Source organism: Embleya sp. NPDC025285 (assembly GCF_055558835.1).
Map to the genome: position 1 here is coordinate 14,586 of NZ_JBVHLU010000043.1, position 19,313 is coordinate 33,898.

Consider the following 19,313-nt stretch of genomic DNA (forward strand, 5'->3'; position numbering starts at 1 on the left):
CGGGGCTCGGGTGGATCGGGGAGCCTTCGGCGGGGCTTCGGCCGCCCGCCCGGCTAACGTTCCCGCTCGTCCGAGCGCCCGCGATCCGTCTCCCGCGCGTCGCGGCTCGGCGCCGGCCGCCACGGGTGGACGCCGAGCGGTCGGCCGTCGGGCCCCGGGTCCATCCCGGGAAGTCCGCGTGAGGGCACCTGCTTCGCCCAACCGGCGGCGATCGCGGCGATGGTGGCCGCCGAGAGCGCGCCGCCCGCTCGCAGACTCCGGTCATAGGGACGCGGCATGTCCATCCACACCCGCGCGGGCGTCGGGGCCTGCGGCCCGGCCTCCGCCGCGACCTCGGCGGCGGCCGACCTGGTCGAGGGCCGGCCGGTGGACGGCTCGGCAGGCGCGACCGCGTCGGTCGGCACCTCGGACCTGGCGAACCGGGCGACCGCCGTGACGACCTCGTCGGTGACCTCCTCCGGGGCGGGGTTCTCCCATCTCGGCGCCGCGCCAGGGGCCTTGCGGGGCGCGGGGGCGAGCCCCAGGTGCGCGGCCTCGGCGTGGGCGAACCTCGCGAGGTCGCGCAACCGCACCATCCGGGCCCCGCGCAGGATCCGGGACTCCCCCTTCATCGAGGCGTTCGACCCCCACCACACGCCGTAGGCGACCCGCAGGCTCAGGAACTCCGGGTTGGCCTCGCCGCCGGCCACGGTGCGGCCCAGCTCGCCGAACATGGGACCGAAGTACGCACCCGCGTAGTTCACCCGACCCGCGCTCCAGGGCCGGTACTCTCGCGGCGGCGTACGACCGAGCACCCACGCGCGATCCATCAGCCGGTCGGAGTCCAGGTCCAACGGACGATCGCCGACCCAGTGATAGCGCGCCCAGCCGTGCAGCGGAGGCCGGACACCCGGCGGAACGGCTCCGCTCTCCACGTACCGGTTGCCCTCGGGCACGATCCCCGCGCGAAGCTGCGCGAGGATCGCCTTGCGACGCTCGTACTCGTGGATGACCTGCGGCCACTCGTCGCCCGAGACGGTCCGCGCCAAACGCGCCGCGAACGACGCGACGCGTCGCAACTCCGCCGGGTCGCCGGTGGACCGCGCCTCGGCCCCGCTCTTCGGCTCCGACCACTCGCCGGCCTCCCATCGGCGGTACAACTCGGCCTCGGTGCGCGGCGGACCAGGGGTCTGCTTGTCGGCCGGCTCCCGCTCGTCGATGGTCCACAACTTGGGCATGGCGTACATCTCACCGTCGGGACCCACCCGCGGCCACCAGGTCACGCTCAGGTCCGCCTGCCCCTGCCGCTCGTCGGCGGTGAGCCGGTGCAGCAACCGCAGTGCCCCGAGGGCCACCCGATACATGGGCACCCGGCGGCGCATCCGGCGATACTCGATCCGAAATCGCTCGTCGCTCTCGATCCACGCTCGACCGACGAGCTTCCGACCCCGAAGGTGGTCGCTCAGCGCATTCGCCATGCGGACCATGATGTCGCGCGCGCCTCGGCCCGGGTGCCGAGCCATCGGCTCGCGAGTCGCACGTGTCGAAGACACGCGGGGCGGACAGGGGTAGGAACAACAAACGCGGGAAACACCATCCGCAGGCCGATTCCTTGCTTGTACAACGGGAATTCGCGTTCGGTTCCGCGTCATGCATGATTCAGACCAAGAACCAAGATCGCTCAGCGCAAGAGTTCCTGGACCCAGTGGGGCTTGGCAGCAGGGCCGTGGGGTCGCAGTCTGGTCCAACGGCCTTGCAGGCCAATGGGTTTCGGGCGCTCACATTCGCCGGCCCCGGACCTGCACGGACTTTTCTCGATCTCGGGGCACCCCGGACGTCGAGAACACGGGGCACTACCGACTTCACGCGCAACCACTCCGCGGTTACGCGTGGTTGCAAGAGCCACGCGGTTCCGGTGCCGGCCACCGCACCCATTCGATCCGTCCCGTTGTACGGGTGCCCGATCCGGCGCGGCCGTTCGGCCACGCAGCACAGCGACTGACGCAACACACATCTCAAGGGGACACATGTCGATTCGGACTGTGGGTGTCGAAGAAGAGTTTCACATCGTCGACCGACGCACCGGGCGGTTGAGCCCGGCAGGTACGGAACTGCTCGCCGAACTGCCGACGGTCGGGTTCACGGGCGAGGCCAAGGAAGCCTCCATCGAGACCAACAGCGAACCGCACGTCGAACTCGCCGATCTGCGCGCCGACCTGATCCGCTCCCGGACGCTCCTGGCCCGAGCCGCCGAGAAGATCGGGGTGGCGGTGATCGCCTCCGGGACCGCGCCGTTGATGGACCTCGCGGACTCGCCCCAGGCCCCGGGCGAGCGCTACGCCGCGATCAAGCGCGACTACGCGCTGGTCGCGGACGAACAGGTGGTCTGCGGGCTGCACGTGCACGTCGGCGTCGAGGACCGCGACGTGGCCGCGCGGGCGATGTCCTGGATCTCCCCGCACCTGCCCACACTCCTCGCACTGTCCGCCAGTTCCCCCTACTGGCTCGGTGACAACACCGGCTACGCGAGCTGGCGCAACATGCTCTGGCAGCGCTGGCCCTCGGCGGGCCCGGCGGACAACTTCGCCTCGGCGCGGGAATACGACGACATGCTCGAGGGCATGGTCCGCTCGGGCGTGATCGTCGACGTCGGCATGCACTACCAGGACCTGCGCCTGTCCTCGCACGTGCCCACGCTCGAGATGCGCATCTGCGACTCGTGTCCGGACGTGGACACCTCCGTACTCATCGCCGTGCTCTTCCGCGCTCTCGTCCAGCGCGGCGTCCGGGCGGCCGAGAGCGGCGAACGGCCGCCGGCGCACTCACCTGCGTGGCTGCGAGCCGCGACCTGGCGGGCCGCCCGCTCGGGCCTCGAAGGACTCCTGATCGACCCCACGACGATGGCCACCGACTCCGCGCGCACCGTCATCTGGCAGCTCATCGAGGACCTGGGGCCCGACCTGGTCGCCGCCGGCGACCTCGCGTTCGTGCGCACCGTCGCCCGGCGCATGCTGGACGGCGGCAGCAGCGCCGCACGGCAACTCCGGGTCGCGAACCCGTCCCCCCGGGCGGCCGTCGAACTGCTCCGCGAGCAGACGATCACCTTCTCCGAGTTGCCGGCCGCCCTCGTCAAAGAGCGTGCCGGGATCGCGAAATCGGACCTGGTCGAGGAGTCGCCGACCCTGGTCGCCTGATACCGCGAACCCACCCGATCCGACGGGGTCACGGCCTACGGGCCGTGACCCCGTCGTCGGTTCGGCCGCCGGCACGCGCACCGGGCAGCCGCCCGCGCGGCGCCAACATCCACGCGTCGAGCGGCGCGAGCGCGAAACGCCGAGAGCGACGCCGGCCCGGCCGACGGCGACCGGGGTGGCCGGGCCGGCGCAGCCCGGGGCCCGGTCGCCGGGCCGGGGTGCACCGGCCGGCCCATACGGCTGCTGCCGGCCGGCGACGACGGCACGTGCGTGTGGAAGCGTGGAACCCCCTTGCCGTGCCTGAGTCCGGCCGCGCGCTCAACCGCCGGCCGGGGTATCGATCCCCCGCGCGGACGGCATGCGCGCGGTTCGGCCGGCACTCATCCGCTCTTCCAACGGCGCGAGGTCCAGGTCCAACGCCGCGAGTCGAGCGGCCTGTGCGGTGCGCCGCTGCGCCGCCTCGGCGTCGTGGATCACCCTTATGGTGAGCCGCAGTTCACGCAACAGCGCCGCCTGCGCCGGGTCGGACGAGGGCGACGGGGGAGCGCTCGCGGCGGTTCGGGCCGCCGAGCGCAGATTCGGGCCACGCCGAAGCGGGCGGTCGAGTACCGCCGTTCGGGCCAGGACGTCGGCCGCCCGGGCCAGCGGCCCGGGACGGGCCGGTTCCGCGCGCGCCGACCACACCGCGAACACTCCGGCGACCTCCCGCGCGATGCCCGCCCACCCGGCCACGTCGTCCAAGGGCCGGTCGCGGGCCGCCGAGCGCAGTCGGGCCACATCCGTCGCCGCCCGGGCCCACCGCGCGAGACCGTCCTCGGCGGAGGCCGGCTCCGTCGAAGAAGCGGGCTCCGTCGCGCGGGCGCCGAGCGGATCGACCGCCGCCGCGCCGGCGGTCCCACCGGCGGACGTGCCCCACCAGTACCGCAGCCGCGGCAACGACAGGTCCGGGGCGAGCCGCCCGCCTCCGTAGCGCACCGGGCTCGTACCGTCCGGCGGCGGCAGGGCGACCGACAGCCCGAGCACGGTCTCACCGTCCGGTCGATCCAGACGCGGACGCACCACGACCCCGGACGAGGACAGTCGCCGGAGGAAATCCTCCTCGTCGACGGCGGCCACCGCCGCGCCGCGCATATGCCGTGCCAGGGTGGCTCGTTCGACCTCCGGACGGCCCCGGCGCGCCGCGCTCTCGGCGTTCGCGCGGGAGTATCCGGGCAACCCCCGCCCCTGCCGCCGGCCCTCGACCGCGATCAGTTCGAATCGCCGCTCCAGTTCGGCGCATACCGCCGACGCCTTGACCCGATCCCGCCAGGGGCTCGCCCGGGTGCCATCCTCGCGGACCAGGCCCACGGCCACGTGGATGTGGTCGTTGCCGTTCTTGGAGAACCCGTGTCGGACCGCGATCCAACGACAGGGCGCCTTGCCCTCCTCCTCACCGAAGCCGAGCCGGTCGATCAGGGTGCGCGCGGCCGTCGCCCATTCCGCGTCGGTGAGCCGGCGGTCCCGCGGGGCGTTCGACAGGCTCGCCGTCCAGACCGATCCGTGCTTGACCTCGGTGCCGAAAAGCTGCCTGGGCGCGTCGAGTTGAGCCGCGAGCGAGGCGGGATCCCCGGTGAGGTCGAGACCCGTGGACGCGGCTATCGCGTGCGCGTCCTCGTGCTCGTTCGCGCGACCGGGACCGAAGAGGTACGTCACGAGCTGCGCCATGTCGTCATGGCGCTCGTGCGCCGCGGAGAGCTTGGCGATCACGGGGCCTGCGTTCGTGGGCCGGCCGACGCGGACGGGTATCCGGTGGCCGCGTCGAGGCGGTCCAGCACAGCCGACAGTCGATCCATGACATCCGTCCATCCCGGCGTTGTCGCATCCACCGCAGCCGGGTCCGCGCCGAGTTCGGACAGCTGCTCCGACAGACGGGCCAACTGCCTTCGTACGGCCAGCAATTCGGCATAGAAGGCACGGCGTTCGGTGGCCGTCGGCGCGTCGTCGAAGGCCGACTCCACCAGCAGCCTCGGGACGCTCACCGCCAGGTCCGCCGCCTTGGCCGAGACGCGGGCGTACTCGTCCTCGCTCATCAGCACCTTGGTGACTCGGCGCCGCCCGCCCGTGCGACGGGGCAGTCGAGCCGGACCGCTCCCGGTCCGCGACTGTGCCGTCTCGTCGGTCGACATCCGCGTATTCCCGTTCTCTCGTGGCCGGTTCGCCCGCCGCGCGGCCTTCGCGGTCGAAGTCTCTCGTGAAGCCGGGCGACAGGGAAGGCTTCGAAGCAAGATAGTGCGAAGAGTTACCTGATCTTCGCTCGACCTCCCCGCAGAAATCCGTCCGAAGGGGTCACCGCCGTGCGTCGGGTGGGAAATGCGGCCCAGGGGGCCGCATTTCGGGTCCGGCGCCGCGAGGCGGCGCCGGTACCCACACCCGTGCATCACGATGCGAAGGTGCGCCCCGCCCGCGTGCGGGTCGGCGGGCGTACGGGCGGCCCGGCGTCCGCCCAGCCCGGGCCCGGCTCGTCGGTGACCCCGAGGCCGGAACGCCCGGGCGTGGGGCCGCCGGTCGGGACGGGGTCTTGCGGCGGGTCGGCGCGCCGCCGCAAACCCCCGCCCCGGTGGGTCGTCGGTGGGACGGTCTCGGGGCCGGTCGCCACGGCGCACGCCCGGCGGCGGCGACGGTGATCGCGCGCTCGTCGACGCCGAACCGCCCTCGCACAGGCGGGGGAGACGTCGGGGCCGGGCGGCCGGAAGCCCAGACCCACCCGCACCCGGCACGCCCGGCACGCCCGGAACCCCCGGAACGTCCCCGGCGCCCACCGGACACCGGGCGGCGAAGTCCACACCGCCCCGGCTCCGTACGGCCCCCGCCACCGTGTCCGCGCCGAGCAGGTCCACCACCGCCGCGCACGACCGGCGTCCGAGGGCATTCCCCACGGACGACAACCGGCGGCGCCCGACCGTCCACGCGTCGAAGTCGCCACCGACACGCATGACACCCCCGACGAGCCCGGCGACGATCTCCGGCATCCCGCGCCACGCGTCGGGGCTCGCGGTGCGCGGCGCCCCGCCGAGGTCGTGCCTCGGTGGGGATCACGTCGAGCGCGGTTCCCCCGGCGTGCACCAGGGTCCAGGCGAACACCACGCCGTCGCTGGGGACGAACTCCGCCCGAGCCCACGCAGGGCGAACACCATCCGCCACAGCCCCACGACCACGTTCACGGCGACGTGCGGTCGAGCGCCGCGCCCGCCCGCGCCCTCGACACGCAAGCGGAGCATGCCCATGCCGGACATGATCGGACCGCCGAGGATGGCGAGTCGGCCCACCTCGACCGTCGAATCCCCGCGCACCGTGCGGCTCGACTCGACGCCATCGAGTCTCCGGCCACCACGACCCGCAGCGCGCCACCGGGCCGGATCGTCTCGACGGGCCGGAACACCGGCCGCACGGGCCCGAACAGCAGCCCCGGGCCACGCAGTCCGACCAGGTCGAGCCCGACACCCGGAATCGCGCTGGTGTGCACGTCGTGGCCGCAGGCGTGGCATGCTCCGTCCACGGTCGAACGCCAGGGGACGTCCCCGGGGTCGGTGACCGGCAGCGCGTCCATGTCGCCGCGCAGGGCGATGAACGCGCGGTCCGCCGCGCCGTCGTTCGGAAAGACGTCGCAGCCGACTCCGGCGCAACCGCCGGGGAGGACCCGGGGGTTCGACCGGCCTTCCGCAGGCGGGCGACCAGTCGCCGGGTGGTGTGGGTCCACGCGGCGCCCACCTCGCGATGCCGGTACACGCCGCGACGAAAGGCGATCGGCTCGGGGCCGAGCCCGCCGCCCCCGGGCCGGATCCGGGCGGCCGCGGGCGCGGTCACGAGGGTGCTCCGGTGTGGGATGTCCGGCGAGCTCCGGGCGGCTCCTGCCCACGTCCGACGCTCGCGAGTCCTCGGGAGAGCGGCGCAGGGTGCCACACGCGGCGTGGGTCTCGGTGATCGGCGAGCCACACCCAGCCGATGACCCCCTGTGTGACCGGGCACCGGAGGAGACCATACCCCGGGCATGGTGTCCAGGCGGGAAAGATGCCTGGACACCACACCCGCGCCATGGTCTGGCTGCGCCTGCCCGGCCCACCCAGGGAGTCACCGGCCGGGCGCGCGGCTCGTCGATCACCGAGACCCACGCCGCGCGCGGCGGATCCCTCCGTCGATCTCCCAAGGCCTCACGAGCGCCGAACGGGTTGGCAAAACCCGCCCGGAGCTCGCCGGACATCCCACACCAAGGAGCACCACTCATGACCACGCCCACGGCCACCCGGATCCTCTCCGGGGTCGACGAGCTCGGCCCCGAGCTGATCGCCTTCCGCCGCGACCTGCACCAGCACCCCGAGCTGGGCTTCGCGGAGACCCGCACCACCCGGCGACTGGTCGCCCGCCTGCGGAAGGCCGGGCTCCGCCCCCGCGTCCTCCCCGGCGGCACCGGAGTCGTCTGCGACATCTTCCCGAACGACCCCAGCGCGGTGAACCGCCCGTTCATCGCCCTGCGCGGCGACATGGACGCGCTGCCGGTCACCGACCTCAAGGACGTCCCCTGGCGTTCGACCGTGGACGGGGCATGCCACGCCTGCGGCCACGACGTGCACACCAGCGCGGTTCTGGGCGCCGGGCTCGCCCTGGTCGGACTCCGCAACCAGGGACTGCTGCCCAGGCCCGTGCGGCTGGTGTTCCAGCCCGCCGAGGAGATCCAGCCCGGCGGCGCGCTGCGGGCCATGACGGCCGGAGTGCTCGACGACGTCGAGTCGATCCACATGGTGCACTGCGACCCGACGGTCGAGGTGGGCCGACTCGCCATCCTCGACGGCCCGATCACGTCCGGCATGGACACGTTCCGCTTCCACGTCGAGGGCACGGGCGGGCACAGCGCCCGACCGCACCTCACCGCGAACATGATCGCGGGTCTGCAGCACATGATGCTCGCCCTGCCCGGACTCGTGCAGCGGTTCGCCCCCAGCGACGGCGTGGTGTTCGCCTGGACCACGGTGCACGCCGGGGGAACCGCGCTCAACGTGATCCCCACCGAGGGTGACCTCGGCGGGTCGCTGCGCACCGCGAGCCCCGACGCGTGGCGCAGGATGCCGCAGTTCATCACCGAGCTCGTCGAGGGCGCCATGCGCGTCGGCGGCTCCGGCCTCACGTGGAAGCACGAGCACCACCGGATGCCGCCCGTGGTGAACACCCTCGGCCACCTGTCGCGCGCGGCGGTGGTGGACCTGTTCGGCGCGGGGGCGGTGGCGACGACCGTACAGAGCCAGGGCGGTGAGGACTTCGCCTGGTATCTGGCGGGCACCAAGGACGTTCCGGGGGTCCCGGACATGCCGGGCGTGCCGGGCAACCTGGTGCGCCTGGGCGTCCGGCCGCCCGGGGTCGACCCCGCCGACTACCCCCACCTGCACGAGGGAGGGTTCGACGTCGACGAGCGCGCGATCACCGTCGCCGCCGCCTACCTGACGCGGATGGCGACCGGCCCCGAGACCGTCGGCGCCGCCGCCTGACCCACCGGGTCGGGGGTTCGCGGCGGGGCCCGGTGCCCCGTCGCGAGCCCCCGTCCCGACCGGCGGCCGGGACGGGGTCGGCGACTCGGACCGGAGTCCGTACCGGGACCGAGGTCCCGGATGGGCAAAATCGCCGACCCCTGCCGGCGGCTCCCACGAGCAACCACCCCCAGCGTAACCCGGCTCGTGGGTGCGGCGCCGGGTCCCGCCGCACGTCCCTCGTGGGGAACGGGGGTCGAGGGCAAGGTAATTCGCGCACGGAGCGTGAGAGCAACAGAACCCGCACACCTATGCATCCATCGAGTCCCTTCCGTACCCGTGGCCCCATGATTACCCTCTGTTCCGTGCTGACCATCTCCGCCGGGAGCGATCACCGGTATCTCACCGACCAGGTCGGGCGCGGGGCCGAGCACTACTACCTCAAGGCGATCGAGGTCGCGGGGGAGCCTCCCGGCGTCTGGTTGGGCGCGGGCGCCGCCGCGTTCGGTCTCCGGGGCGAGGTCGACGCCGAGGTCATGGGCAAGCTCTACGGCGACATGGTCGACCCGCGAACCGGTGCCCCGTTGGGCGCGCCGCCGCGCAACTACCGTGATGTGCAGGAACGCTTGGCGGACGCCCTGGCGGCCCTGCCCGACACCGCCACGCCCGAGGAGCGGGACGCGGTGGCCGATCGGGTGCGGAGCACCCAGGTGCGGGCCGTGAAGTATCTCGACCTGACCTTCTCGGCGCCCAAGAGCTGGTCCGTCCTGCACGCGGCGTTACAGGCCGAGGGCCGGCACGAGGAGGCCCAGGCGGTCTGGGACGCGTGGATGGAGGGCGTACGCGCCGGGCTCGAACACCTCCAGGAGCACGCCGGTTTCTCCCGGGCCGGACACAACGGCGTGCGCCGGGTGGACGCGCACGAGTGGACCGTGGCGGCCTTTCGCCAGCACACCTCGCGCGACGACGACCCGCAGTTGCACGTGCACTGCGCCGTGCTCAACCGGGTGCGTTCGGTCGAGGTGCACCCCTATACCGGCGAACGCATCGAGCGGTGGCGAACCCTGGACGGGCGGGCCGTGTACGCCGAGCGGCCCGCCGCCGCGGCCGTCGCCGAGCGGGTCGCCGAGGAGGCCCTGACGAGAGCGCTGAACGTGCGCTTCGCCATGCGCCCGGACGGAAAGGCCCGCGAGATCCTCGGCATCGGCGAGGAGGTCCGCGAGCAGTTCTCCTCCCGACGCCGGGTGATCTCGGCGAAGGTCGCCGACATGGTGGAGCTGTACCGGCTCGTGCACGGACGCAAGCCGTCGGCGTACGAGCTCACCTGCATGGCCCAGACCGCGACGCTGCACACCCGCGCGCCCAAGAAGAAGCATGCCGCGTCGCGCGAGGAACTGCTCGCGCGCTGGGAGCGGACGGCCACCACGCACCTGCGCGAGTCGCTCGCGGGCATCGCCCGGCGGGTGTTCGACGCCGGTGCCGCCGCCACGGTCGAGCCGTTCGACCCGGACCGGGTGATCGCCAGGGCGATCCGCGAACTGACCGCGAACCGACCCACCTTCCGGCAGGCCGAACTCGTCGCCGAGCTCAATCGGCAACTCCCGGACCGGCTCGGCGGTCTGACGCATGGTGAGGTCCGCTCCCTGCTGGCCGAGTTGGCCGCCCGGGCGCTGTCGCCGCAGTCGCGAACGCCGGGCGGGCCCGCCCTGATCCGGCTCACCCCGCCGGACCCGGTGGCCGCGCCGTCGGCGCTGCTGATGTCCGACGGCGCCTCGCGCTACGCCCGGCCGGAGGCGGTGCTCTACACCACGGTCGAGCATCTGGACGTCGAGGCGCGGATCATCGCGCACGCCGTGCACGGACGCGCGCGGGCCGTGCCGCAGGCGATGGTGGATCGATTCCTGGCCGGTGCCACCCTCGGCACCGACCAGGCCGCCGCGGTCCACGACCTGGCGACCGCCGGTCGGTTCGTCGACGTGCTGGTCGGCCCGGCCGGGACCGGGAAGTCCTACACCATCGCGGCCCTGTGCGCGCTGTGGGAGGCGAACGGGGGAACGGTCAAGGGCCTGGCGGTGGGTCAGCGGCAGGCTCGGGTGATGGCCGACGAGGGCGTCTCGCGGGTCGCGAACGTCCGGAGGTTCCTGAACGCCAACGCCGCGATCGCGGCGGGGGAGGTGGTGCCCGACCGGGACCTCTACACCTTCCACGCGGGCGAGTTGGTCATCGTCGACGAGGCCGGCACGTGCGCGACCGCGGACCTGGACAAGATTCTGTCCCTGGCCGCCGAGGCGGGCGCAAAGGTGGTCCTGGCCGGCGACCACGGGCAGACCGCGGAGATCGGCGCGGGCGGCATGTTCGGCCTGCTCGCACGCGATCTCCCGCACACGCACACCCTCGAGGAGGTGCGCCGTTTCCGGGCGGACTGGGAACGCGCGGCGAGTCTGCGGGTGCGCGAGGGCGACGCCGAGGTCTTCGCCGAGTACGACGCGCGTGGGCGGGCGCACGGTGGCACCGCCGAGGAGATGAAGGAGGCGGCCTACCGGGGCTGGCTGGTGGATCACCTCTCCGGCCTGGACGCGCTGCTCGTGGTCCCCACCCGGGAACTGGCCGCCGAGTTGTCGGGCCGCGCCCGTGCGCAACTGGTGAGTCTGGGACGGGTGGAGGCGGCGGGTGTGCCGCTCGCGGACGGCAACGTGGCGGGGCGCGGCGACCGTGTGCAGCTCAGGCGCAACGATCCCACGCTGACAAGTTCGGGGCAGGGCCACTGGGCCACGAACCGGGACGTCGTGCGGGTGCTGGAACGGCATGCCGACGGCGGGCTGACGGTGGCCTACGACGACGGCGAGACCCTGCGCGTGCCGGCCGCGTACGTCCGGGATCACGTCGAACTGGGCTACGCGGGAACGGTGCACGCGGTGCAGGGCCGCACGGTCGAGGCCGCGCACGCGCTGGTCGCCGCCGGCATGAGCCGTGAGCAGCTCTACGTCGCGCTCACCCGGGCCCGGGCGGCCAACCACGTCTACCTGGCGGCCGCGGAATCCGATGACGCGGGGGCGCGGTCGGTGTTCGCCGCGGTGCTCAGTCGCACCGAGGCGCAGCGTTCGGCGACCGAGGCCATGCGCGACGCGTTCACCGAGGCGGACTCGCTGCGGACGTGGGCGCCGGTGTGGAGCGACCTGGTCGAGCAGCGCGCCGCGGCGGACTGTCTGGGCGTGCTGATGGACGAACTCGGCGCGCGCGACGGCGCGAGCGTCCAGGACGACCCGGCGTTCGGTGCCCTGACCCGATTGTTGCGGCGCGTCGAAGGGGCGGGCCACGACGCGTACGGGTTGTTGCGGACCGCGATACGGGCCAGGGGATTGGCGGACGCGGACAGCGTCGCCGAAGTGCTGCACTGGCGGCTGGAGCGGGAACTCGACCGCGCGGCCCGCCCGATGCCCACCGGGCGGGAGGCGCGGACCGCCGAGGGGCGGCGATCGGGGTCGGGGAGGATGCCCGGCGCGCGGTCCCGCGGGGAGGGCGCGGCCCACGGCACGCGGTTGTCGGGGGAGGGCGCGGCCCACGGCACGCGGTCCTCGGGCGCCGGCGCGACGCCCGGCGCCGCGGGTCACGGCGACCGGGCGGCGCGGGGCGGCGACGAACGCGAGGTGCCACGCCCACGATCCGGCTATCTCGCTCGCACGCCCGCGGCGAACGATCCCGTGGGTGTGTACCTGCGACGGCTCGCGGAGGTGATGGACCAGCGTGTGGAGGAACTGGGGCGCGCGGCCGCGCAGTCCCCGCCCGAGTGGGCACTGGAGCGGTTGGGCACGGTACCGAGTGATCCCGGTGCCCGTGAGGAGTGGGCGCGCCGGGCCGGCCTGGTGGCGAACTACCGGGAGGCTTACGGCTACACCCGGTCGGGCGACGCGATCGGCCCGGCTCCGGCCACGGATGCGGTGGACGCCCGGTACGCATGGGACCGGGCCGCCGAGGCGCTCGGCGTCGCGGCCGACGCACACGGCGCCGAAGGCGCCTCGGAAGCCGAACTGCGCCGTTCCCTGGAGCGGTACGAGCGCGAGGAACTCTGGGCCCCGCCGCACGTCGCGGATCGACTCAAGGCGGCGGCGGAGGAGCAGGCACACTGGCAACAGGAGCGGGTCCGGGCGTTGATGGCATCGTGGACCGCCGGTAGCGCGCAGGAGTCGGAGGCGGCCAAGCGATCCGCTGAACTGGCGGCGTGGCGCGCCGCGTCGGCGGAGACTCGGGCCCGGACGTTGGAGACGATCCACGCCGCCCGGCTCGCGTGGTACGCGCACACGGCCGAGGCGCGTGAGCAGGCTCGGACGGCCCGCGCGGAACTGAACCGACGCGAGCGCCGGGCCGATGCGATGCGAGCCGGCGGGATGCGCGCCGACGCGATGCGAGCTGATCCCGAGCCGCCCTTGCCCGGGTCAGCCGGGGCGCGACGTCGATCCGAGGGTGTCGTCGACGGTGCACGCGGTGCAGGCGGTGCAAGCGCTGGAAGCCGTGAAAGCGGTGGGAACGGCGGGAATGGCGCAAGCAGCGGGAATGGCGCAACCGCCGCTACCTGGCACAAGGCCAAGGGCGCCGGCGCCGACCCGGCCTCCTCGCGTCCGCCGCGACCCGAACCGACCGGCAACGCGTCCACACCGCCCCCACGTTCGAGCAATCCCCCGCCGTCGGAGGAGCCGATGAGTCTGGAGGAGGCATCGGCACGGGCGGCACGCGCCCGAGCGATCATCGAACAACGACGCCAGGCGGGCGCAGGGGTGGCCGCTGCCGGCTTCACACCGGCCGGCGACATCGCCGCCGCTCGCGGCCCCGCCGACGAGGGTGCGGGGGAGGCCGCTCGTACGGTCGATGGCGCCGAGCCCCGGCACGAGATCCCCGCCCGATACGATCGCGAGCCGGACAGGGGATGACCCCGACGGGATACCGGACCGACTCGGGCACTGTGTGCAGTCGTTGCCCATCCAACGTTTCGGTGTATAAAGCTTGTTCGCGCTGCCCGACGGGTGCTGACCGCGGTGCCCGTTCCGTGCCCATACCAAGCCTGAACAATCGGGAGGGACGATGGCCGACAAGTACCAACCGAAGGCTCTTCCGCCGGGAGCTCCGGACCCCAAACTCGCCGTGGCGATCCGCAGCCAGAAGAAATACCCCATGCAACCCGTCGGGTTCGTGCCGCCGAAGCCGATCTATACCGTCCCCAAGGACATCGGGACGAAGACGGAGCAACAGTTCGGCTTCCAGGGGCCCGATTCACCCGGCATACCGCCGCTGCCCGCGATGGAGTTTTCGGCGGAGGCGCCGATCGGCTTCGTGGCATCGGGTATGGCCGACAACTCGATGCGGACCAACGACGCGCCGACGCGGATCAAGGCGGGCTTCGAGGCTCCCGCGCCCACCGGGATACCGCCCCGGTCGCCGGGCGCCTCCGCGCGCCCGCGCCTGGGCTTCGCTCCCGCCAAGGACGCCGGTCGGAGCGGCCGGACCCACTCGGGTCACGGGGCACACCCGGTTGGGTTCCAGGGTTCCGAGAGGACGGCCGCTCGGGACGGCGATCAACGGGATCCGGAACGCTGAGCCGCCCCGGGAAGGTTCGTACCGCTGCGGCGGATTGGTGACGCCCGTGCCGCGTCGGGTCGGGCAACGCGCCCTCTCCCTGGGACGAAACCGCGCGTGCGCAGGCCCCGGCCGGCGCCGCCGCCAAGACGATGCCGCTCGATCCGAAGCTGCCGTCCGGGCGCTGGTCCTCGAAGACTACGAGCGGTCTTGACGACCTTCGCCGACATCGGCACGCAGCGCTCTCGACGACTCCGCCTACATCTGTACGCCGCGCTGGACGTCCGTCCGAGGCACTGTCGCCGGAGCGACCGCGGGGTGCCGGGTATGCGGGGTGGGCGACGACGGGATCCGAGGCGCCCGAGTGGGGCGCACATGACCCGAGGTCGCCCTCGCCGGTGACCAGCCCCGGCCGGCGACGACGGCCGCGGACACACCCTGGGCTCTTGCCCCGGGGCGATACCGGTCGGAGTTGATCACGTTCGCCGCCGTGAGGACCAGGCCGTCCTCCGCGACCATCCACTGCCCCGAAACGCCGGTCAGCGGACGGCCGTTCACCTCGGGGCCGGGGGCTAGCAGCACGTTCGCCCGGAACGTCCCACGGTCCGGGTCGATCAGCACCTCCGCCTGCCGCATGCTTACCTTGGTCCGGGCCAGCGGATACCACGCCTTGAAGGCCGCCTCCTTGGCACTGAACAGGATGCGATCCCACGGGACGTCGGGTCGCTCCGCCGCGAGTTCGGCCAGTCGGCGCCGTTCCGCCGGCCCCGTCATGCGATCCCACCCCACGGTGACCGGTCTGCTTCCGGCGTTGGCGTCGATCCCGATGCTGAGGATGTCCGCGACTCGGGCCACCGCGGCGCAGCGGTATCCCAGGTCGTGGGTGATCGTGCCGGTGACCTCGTTCGGCCACACGGGTGCCTTGTCCGGACCCTTGAGCACTGGTCCGGGCGGACATCCGAGTTCGGCCAGGGCACGGTGGGCGCATCGTCGACCGGTCGTGAACTCCCTGCGCCGTTCAGCGCTGGGAGCGCCGGCGATGATCGCCTCCTCCTCCGGAAACAGCGCGTGCCCCGGCGGATCACCGAACACCTCCGAGAAGACGACTCCGGGCGGCAGAATTCGTTCGATCATCATCTGCCTGTCTCGGACGTACGGGCCACGGGAGGCGAAGGAAACGCAAATCATCCTATCCACCCCGACGCCCCGCCCCCGCGCGGCCCGTCCGAGGCGACCGCGCGGGGAGGAATGCCGCCCTGATCGGTGACGGGCTGCAGTCGGCCGCCGACCACCGCCATCGCCGCAGTGCGACGATGCCGTCGAGGTCACCGCGCCCGGCCACCATCGCGTCGCAGCGCCGCCACCGACCGAGATCCGCTTCTGTCGCTGTCCGCCGCCTACGCCTTGCCGGCGGCCAGCCGTCAGCGCTTTCGCTCGAACTCGTAGACCGTGGCGCGCGCCGCACAGTCACGCGGCGGAATCATCTCGACGCGGAGAACCCCCGTGCGCCGGTCGTAGTCGTCGCCCTCGGTCTCGAAGTCGACGGCCGCACCGGGACACGCGCTGAGCAGGGGGAGCGCGCCGAGCGAAGTCACGTGCCCGGTCACCGTCTTCCCGTTCAACGCCTTCTTCAGCTCGATCTGCAGGAGTGGCTTGGCCTCGGGAAACAGCTTCGCGTCGGAGTCGTCCGAGGCGCACAGCAGCCGCTTGGCGTCCAGGAACGTGCATCCCTGGATGTCCTTGACCGGACGATCCAACTCGATCGTCGCGGCGAGCGGCAGCGTACCTCCGCTGCGCGGCGTGGCCCCGTTCAGGATCGGTGTCGGGAAGACCAGCAGCCGGGTCATCGTGTCCCACTCGCCGGAGACGAGCCAGCGGCCGTCGGGGGCAACCGCCGCGAACGAGTTGTTCATCGCCTCGCCCGGCGCCAACGCGTGTACGTACTCGTGCGCGACACCCGAGGGCGTGGTCACCCTGAACATCTTCGACGTCGCGTCCCCGCCGCCCTGATAGGCGTCGAACACATACCCGCGAGAGGAGTCCGGGTCCCCGATGTGCGACCACCCACGCTCCCGCACAGGTGCGGGAATGGAGGTGTTCCCCGCGTAGTACATGTACGGCTTGCCACCGCGCGGCCGTACGCCGGCGAGCCCCTGAGCCTGGGACTGCGCGTCGATCTCGTACTGCCCGATCGCCTTCCACCCCTTGATCGCGGACGGGAACGCCGCGCTCGTGCCCTCCGGCGCCTGTTCCGCGTGCGCCGTACCGGTCAGCCCGACCGTCGCACACAGTGCGAGGCAGGCCGCGCCCACCGACAGTCCTCGCCGCACCGCTTTCCGACCCCGCACGATCAGCTTCACGTCCACCCAACTCCTTGTCGCGCCCACGCCGCACCACCATGTCCGGCCGCCAAGACCATGGCGCAGGAACCATGTCCGGCAGGCGCCGCTCGCCTGAACGATCAAGGAATTCCCAACCCCTCGGTCCCACCCACGCCCTCCGGCATCGACGCGCCCTCCCGACGACCCCGACCCGGATCCGTCGTCCCAGGTCCTCCGCGATCCGTGCCCGATACCTGCCGAAGTCGATCGGATTTCTCCCCAAACCGACTCAACTCCCGCCACAACCGGCACAGTTCGCGCCGATCCATAACATCGCCAAGAGGGGAGATTGCTATTACCCGTGGAATCCGGCGTTGGGGATCCTGGTACCCCCTGCACCCCACACGCGAGATATCGCGTGTCGTCGGAAACGAGGAACTTTGCGAATAACCAAGATCGTCCCCGCCCTCTTGGCCGCATTGCTCATGGTGCTCACCCTCGGCGCCACCGCCACTGCTTCCCCCGCCCCAGCCGGCGTTTCCAACGACAACCCGTCGGCCAACGGTCCCCAGCCGATCATCGGTGGCGGATACGCACAGAACGCCCCATGGGCAGCCCGCCTGTTCTCCGCCGGCAGGCAGACCTGTACCTCGACCATCATCGCGCCCACCTGGATCCTCACCGCCAAACACTGCGTCAGCGGCGGGCAGTTGACCTTCCGGATCGGCAGCCTCGACCAGAGCTCCGGCGGCACCGTGGCCAACGGCGCCCAGACCTACACCAGCCCGTCGGCGGACCTGGCCCTGGTGCGCCTGGACCGCTCCGTCTCGGCGACCTACGCCCGACTCGGGCAGCCCGGATCGGTGACGGTGGGTCAGAGCGTCCAGGTCTACGGCTGGGGCGCGACGTCCCGGTGCGGCCAGGAGATCAACTGCCAGTCGCAGTTCCTGAAAGTCGCCAATGTGACGGTCACCGGCGGCTGCCGCGACGCGTACAACGGCTCGGCGATCTGCGCCCGTTACGGCAACGGCATCACCGCGGGCGGCGACTCGGGCGGTCCGATGAACGCGAACGGCATCCAGGTCGGCGTTGCATCCACCAGTGACCGTCAAACCACTACCGCCTACACGAACGTGACCGCGTACCGCTCGTGGATCCAGTCCATCGCGGGCGTCTGACCGACTCGTCGTTCCCAACCTCGCTGCGCCTTCCTCTCGCCCCTGGACCCGTCCCCGCCACCGAACTCCGGGCGGGCCCAGGGGCGGTGCCCTGCGTGGACGCACTGCGGGACGCCTCACAGCTTCCAACACCGCCGCCCCACCGAGCTCCGACTCGACGTCGTTCCAACAGGAACAGCTCCTGGAACCGCCCCGCGAGCCGCCACCCTCCGGGGCGAGGCCGCGGGGCGAGGCGGCGGATCGAGGCGGCGGATCGAGGCGGCGGTCACCGAGCGCCGCGGTCGACGCATCGCCGGATATCGGATCGCGGATATCGGATCGCCACGCGGGGTTCAAGGGGTTCGTATGTCACGGTTTCGTGGGTGTGTTGTCCCGTCGATTGTGACGTGCGGCGCGGAACTCGAACGGATCTTGGTTCCGTCCTTGGAACCGTCCCGTTGTTCATGCGCGTTCGAGAAGAGCCCCCATGTCTGTGCGTCGCCGTCCCTTGATCCTGTCGACCGCTCTCGTTGCCGGTGCCGTCCTGAGCCTGGCGGCATGTGGGTCCGACGGCGCGTCCTCACCCGCGGCGGGTGGTTCGGTGTCGTCCCCGCCGACCGGGGCACCGGCCGCACAGCCCGATTCGCTCACCTCGGGGCAGCCCGCCGCCGCGCCCACGTCGTCCACTTCGGCGTCCTCGCGTCCGAGTGCGCCCGCCGGGGCCACATCCGGCGCGAACAACAAGCCCGGCGGTGGAGCGGACGACGCCTACGCCTACACCCACCCGTGCGACAAGCAGAAGTTGTCGATACGCGTGACCCCGCGCCCCGGCGCGACCGGTCAACGGGTGATCGAGGTCCGCAATACCGGTACCACCGCGTGCGGTCTGAGCCACTATCCACTGGTCTACCTGGACACCGCGAAGTCATCCGATCGCACCGCGAGCGTCAAGCCGCTGATCCCCGGCGGCCTGGGTGGCGCGCCGGCGTACCCCCTGTCGGTCGGCCAAACGGCCTACGCGGTGATCGACCTCAACCCCGAAGGTGCGAGCACCTCCGCCACCCGCGTCGACGAACTCAACGTCCTCGCGGACCCCGAGCACATGGCCAACGCGGACACCCTCAACTTCCCCCTCGGCTCCGCCACCCCCGTCCTCAAGCCCAAACTGGGCCTCTACCGCAGCACGGTCACAGACGCGGTCACCTCGATGACCGCCGCCGACACACCCACAACCTCCTGACCGCAACGGCAACGCACACGGAAGCGCCGCCGAACCCAGGCCCTGGTCACCGCACAACCCCGCCCTCGCCACACCCGGCGACCCGGCGAACCCCCAAAGAACCCGCCCGCACACCTGCGCGGACCGAATCCCGGCCGACAACCCCGCAAGACCACGGCCCCAGTCGCGACCCGTCCGCCCGGCGAGGGATGTACTCCCCACCACCACCGCACCGTTCCGGAATCGGTCGGCGGCCGCAGACGCACGCCCACCGACGAACCTGACGATGTCGCTCTTGTTCATCCCGGCGCACACCTCGACCCGACCCCGACGACCCCTTCCCGAGCCGTCCGCCGGCCGTGAAACGGTGGCCGAGCCCA

General features: G+C 72.5%; 12 protein-coding genes. 6 read left to right on the top strand and 6 right to left on the bottom strand.

Annotated elements, in window-relative coordinates:
• Positions 1-53 precede the first annotated feature (53 nt).
• Positions 54-1,457, bottom strand: coding sequence for a hypothetical protein (locus ACZ4FV_RS26860; protein WP_402236844.1), 1,404 nt, complete (start codon positions 1,455-1,457; stop codon positions 54-56).
• Between the two features lie 549 nt (positions 1,458-2,006).
• On the opposite strand from ACZ4FV_RS26860, the gene ACZ4FV_RS26865 reads away from it, so the two are divergent.
• Complete coding sequence (locus tag ACZ4FV_RS26865; protein WP_395867381.1) at positions 2,007-3,173, top strand: carboxylate-amine ligase; 1,167 nt, start codon at positions 2,007-2,009, stop codon at positions 3,171-3,173.
• 318 nt (positions 3,174-3,491) lie between these two features.
• Here ACZ4FV_RS26865 and ACZ4FV_RS26870 read toward each other — a convergent pair whose 3' ends face one another.
• From ACZ4FV_RS26870 to ACZ4FV_RS26880, 3 genes are all read right to left on the bottom strand, one after another.
• Complete coding sequence (locus ACZ4FV_RS26870) at positions 3,492-4,919, bottom strand: relaxase/mobilization nuclease domain-containing protein (protein WP_465323428.1); 1,428 nt, start codon at positions 4,917-4,919, stop codon at positions 3,492-3,494.
• Positions 4,916-5,242: a hypothetical protein gene (locus tag ACZ4FV_RS26875; RefSeq protein ID WP_465323429.1), complete on the bottom strand. Its 327-nt coding sequence runs from the start codon at positions 5,240-5,242 to the stop codon at positions 4,916-4,918. Before ACZ4FV_RS26875 ends, ACZ4FV_RS26870 begins: the two co-directional genes overlap by 4 nt.
• Positions 5,243-6,369: 1,127 nt before the next feature.
• Complete coding sequence (locus tag ACZ4FV_RS26880; RefSeq protein WP_465323430.1) at positions 6,370-7,434, bottom strand: M20/M25/M40 family metallo-hydrolase; 1,065 nt, start codon at positions 7,432-7,434, stop codon at positions 6,370-6,372.
• Between ACZ4FV_RS26880 and ACZ4FV_RS26885 the strand changes: the two genes are divergently transcribed.
• The 3 genes from ACZ4FV_RS26885 to ACZ4FV_RS26895 all read left to right on the top strand — a co-directional run bounded on the left by ACZ4FV_RS26885 (position 7,433) and on the right by ACZ4FV_RS26895 (position 14,257).
• Positions 7,433-8,689, top strand: coding sequence for a M20 metallopeptidase family protein (locus ACZ4FV_RS26885; RefSeq protein ID WP_395867388.1), 1,257 nt, complete (start codon positions 7,433-7,435; stop codon positions 8,687-8,689). The two genes, ACZ4FV_RS26880 and ACZ4FV_RS26885, sit on opposite strands and share 2 nt — an antisense overlap.
• A 344-nt stretch (positions 8,690-9,033) precedes the next feature.
• The gene (mobF, locus tag ACZ4FV_RS26890) at positions 9,034-13,593 is read left to right on the top strand and encodes a MobF family relaxase (RefSeq protein WP_465323431.1); all 4,560 of its coding nucleotides are present in this window, start codon (positions 9,034-9,036) and stop codon (positions 13,591-13,593) included.
• 151 nt (positions 13,594-13,744) lie between these two features.
• Positions 13,745-14,257 (top strand): hypothetical protein, encoded by a 513-nt coding sequence (locus tag ACZ4FV_RS26895; RefSeq protein ID WP_402236852.1) that lies wholly within the window; start codon positions 13,745-13,747, stop codon positions 14,255-14,257.
• A gap of 237 nt (positions 14,258-14,494) precedes the next feature.
• Here ACZ4FV_RS26895 and ACZ4FV_RS26900 read toward each other — a convergent pair whose 3' ends face one another.
• Positions 14,495-15,370 carry a 4'-phosphopantetheinyl transferase family protein gene (locus ACZ4FV_RS26900; protein ID WP_402236854.1) on the bottom strand — a complete coding sequence of 292 codons (876 nt, stop codon included), beginning with the start codon at positions 15,368-15,370 and terminating at the stop codon, positions 14,495-14,497.
• A gap of 287 nt (positions 15,371-15,657) precedes the next feature.
• Complete coding sequence (locus ACZ4FV_RS26905) at positions 15,658-16,596, bottom strand: hypothetical protein (RefSeq protein WP_395867396.1); 939 nt, start codon at positions 16,594-16,596, stop codon at positions 15,658-15,660.
• A gap of 401 nt (positions 16,597-16,997) precedes the next feature.
• Here ACZ4FV_RS26905 and ACZ4FV_RS26910 point away from each other — a divergent pair, with 401 nt between their 5' ends.
• Together ACZ4FV_RS26910 and ACZ4FV_RS26915 are read left to right on the top strand one after the other, a co-directional pair.
• Positions 16,998-17,735: a S1 family peptidase gene (locus ACZ4FV_RS26910; RefSeq protein WP_395867397.1), complete on the top strand. Its 738-nt coding sequence runs from the start codon at positions 16,998-17,000 to the stop codon at positions 17,733-17,735.
• Between the two features lie 466 nt (positions 17,736-18,201).
• Positions 18,202-18,954 carry a DUF4232 domain-containing protein gene (locus tag ACZ4FV_RS26915; protein ID WP_402236856.1) on the top strand — a complete coding sequence of 251 codons (753 nt, stop codon included), beginning with the start codon at positions 18,202-18,204 and terminating at the stop codon, positions 18,952-18,954.
• Positions 18,955-19,313 lie beyond the last annotated feature (359 nt).

Bases quoted from the DNA above. Each gene is read 5' to 3' on its own strand.
- ACZ4FV_RS26885 (WP_395867388.1), top strand. From the start codon at position 7,433: ATGACCACGCCCACGGCCACCCGGATCCTCTCCGGGGTCGACGAGCTC.
- ACZ4FV_RS26875 (WP_465323429.1), bottom strand. From the start codon at position 5,242: ATGAGCGAGGACGAGTACGCCCGCGTCTCGGCCAAGGCGGCGGACCTG.
- ACZ4FV_RS26915 (WP_402236856.1), top strand. From the start codon at position 18,202: ATGTCTGTGCGTCGCCGTCCCTTGATCCTGTCGACCGCTCTCGTTGCC.
- ACZ4FV_RS26880 (WP_465323430.1), bottom strand. From the start codon at position 7,434: ATGAGTGGTGCTCCTTGGTGTGGGATGTCCGGCGAGCTCCGGGCGGGT.
- ACZ4FV_RS26860 (WP_402236844.1), bottom strand. From the start codon at position 1,457: ATGGCGAATGCGCTGAGCGACCACCTTCGGGGTCGGAAGCTCGTCGGT.
- ACZ4FV_RS26895 (WP_402236852.1), top strand. From the start codon at position 13,745: ATGGCCGACAAGTACCAACCGAAGGCTCTTCCGCCGGGAGCTCCGGAC.
- ACZ4FV_RS26900 (WP_402236854.1), bottom strand. From the start codon at position 15,370: ATGATCGAACGAATTCTGCCGCCCGGAGTCGTCTTCTCGGAGGTGTTC.
- ACZ4FV_RS26865 (WP_395867381.1), top strand. From the start codon at position 2,007: ATGTCGATTCGGACTGTGGGTGTCGAAGAAGAGTTTCACATCGTCGAC.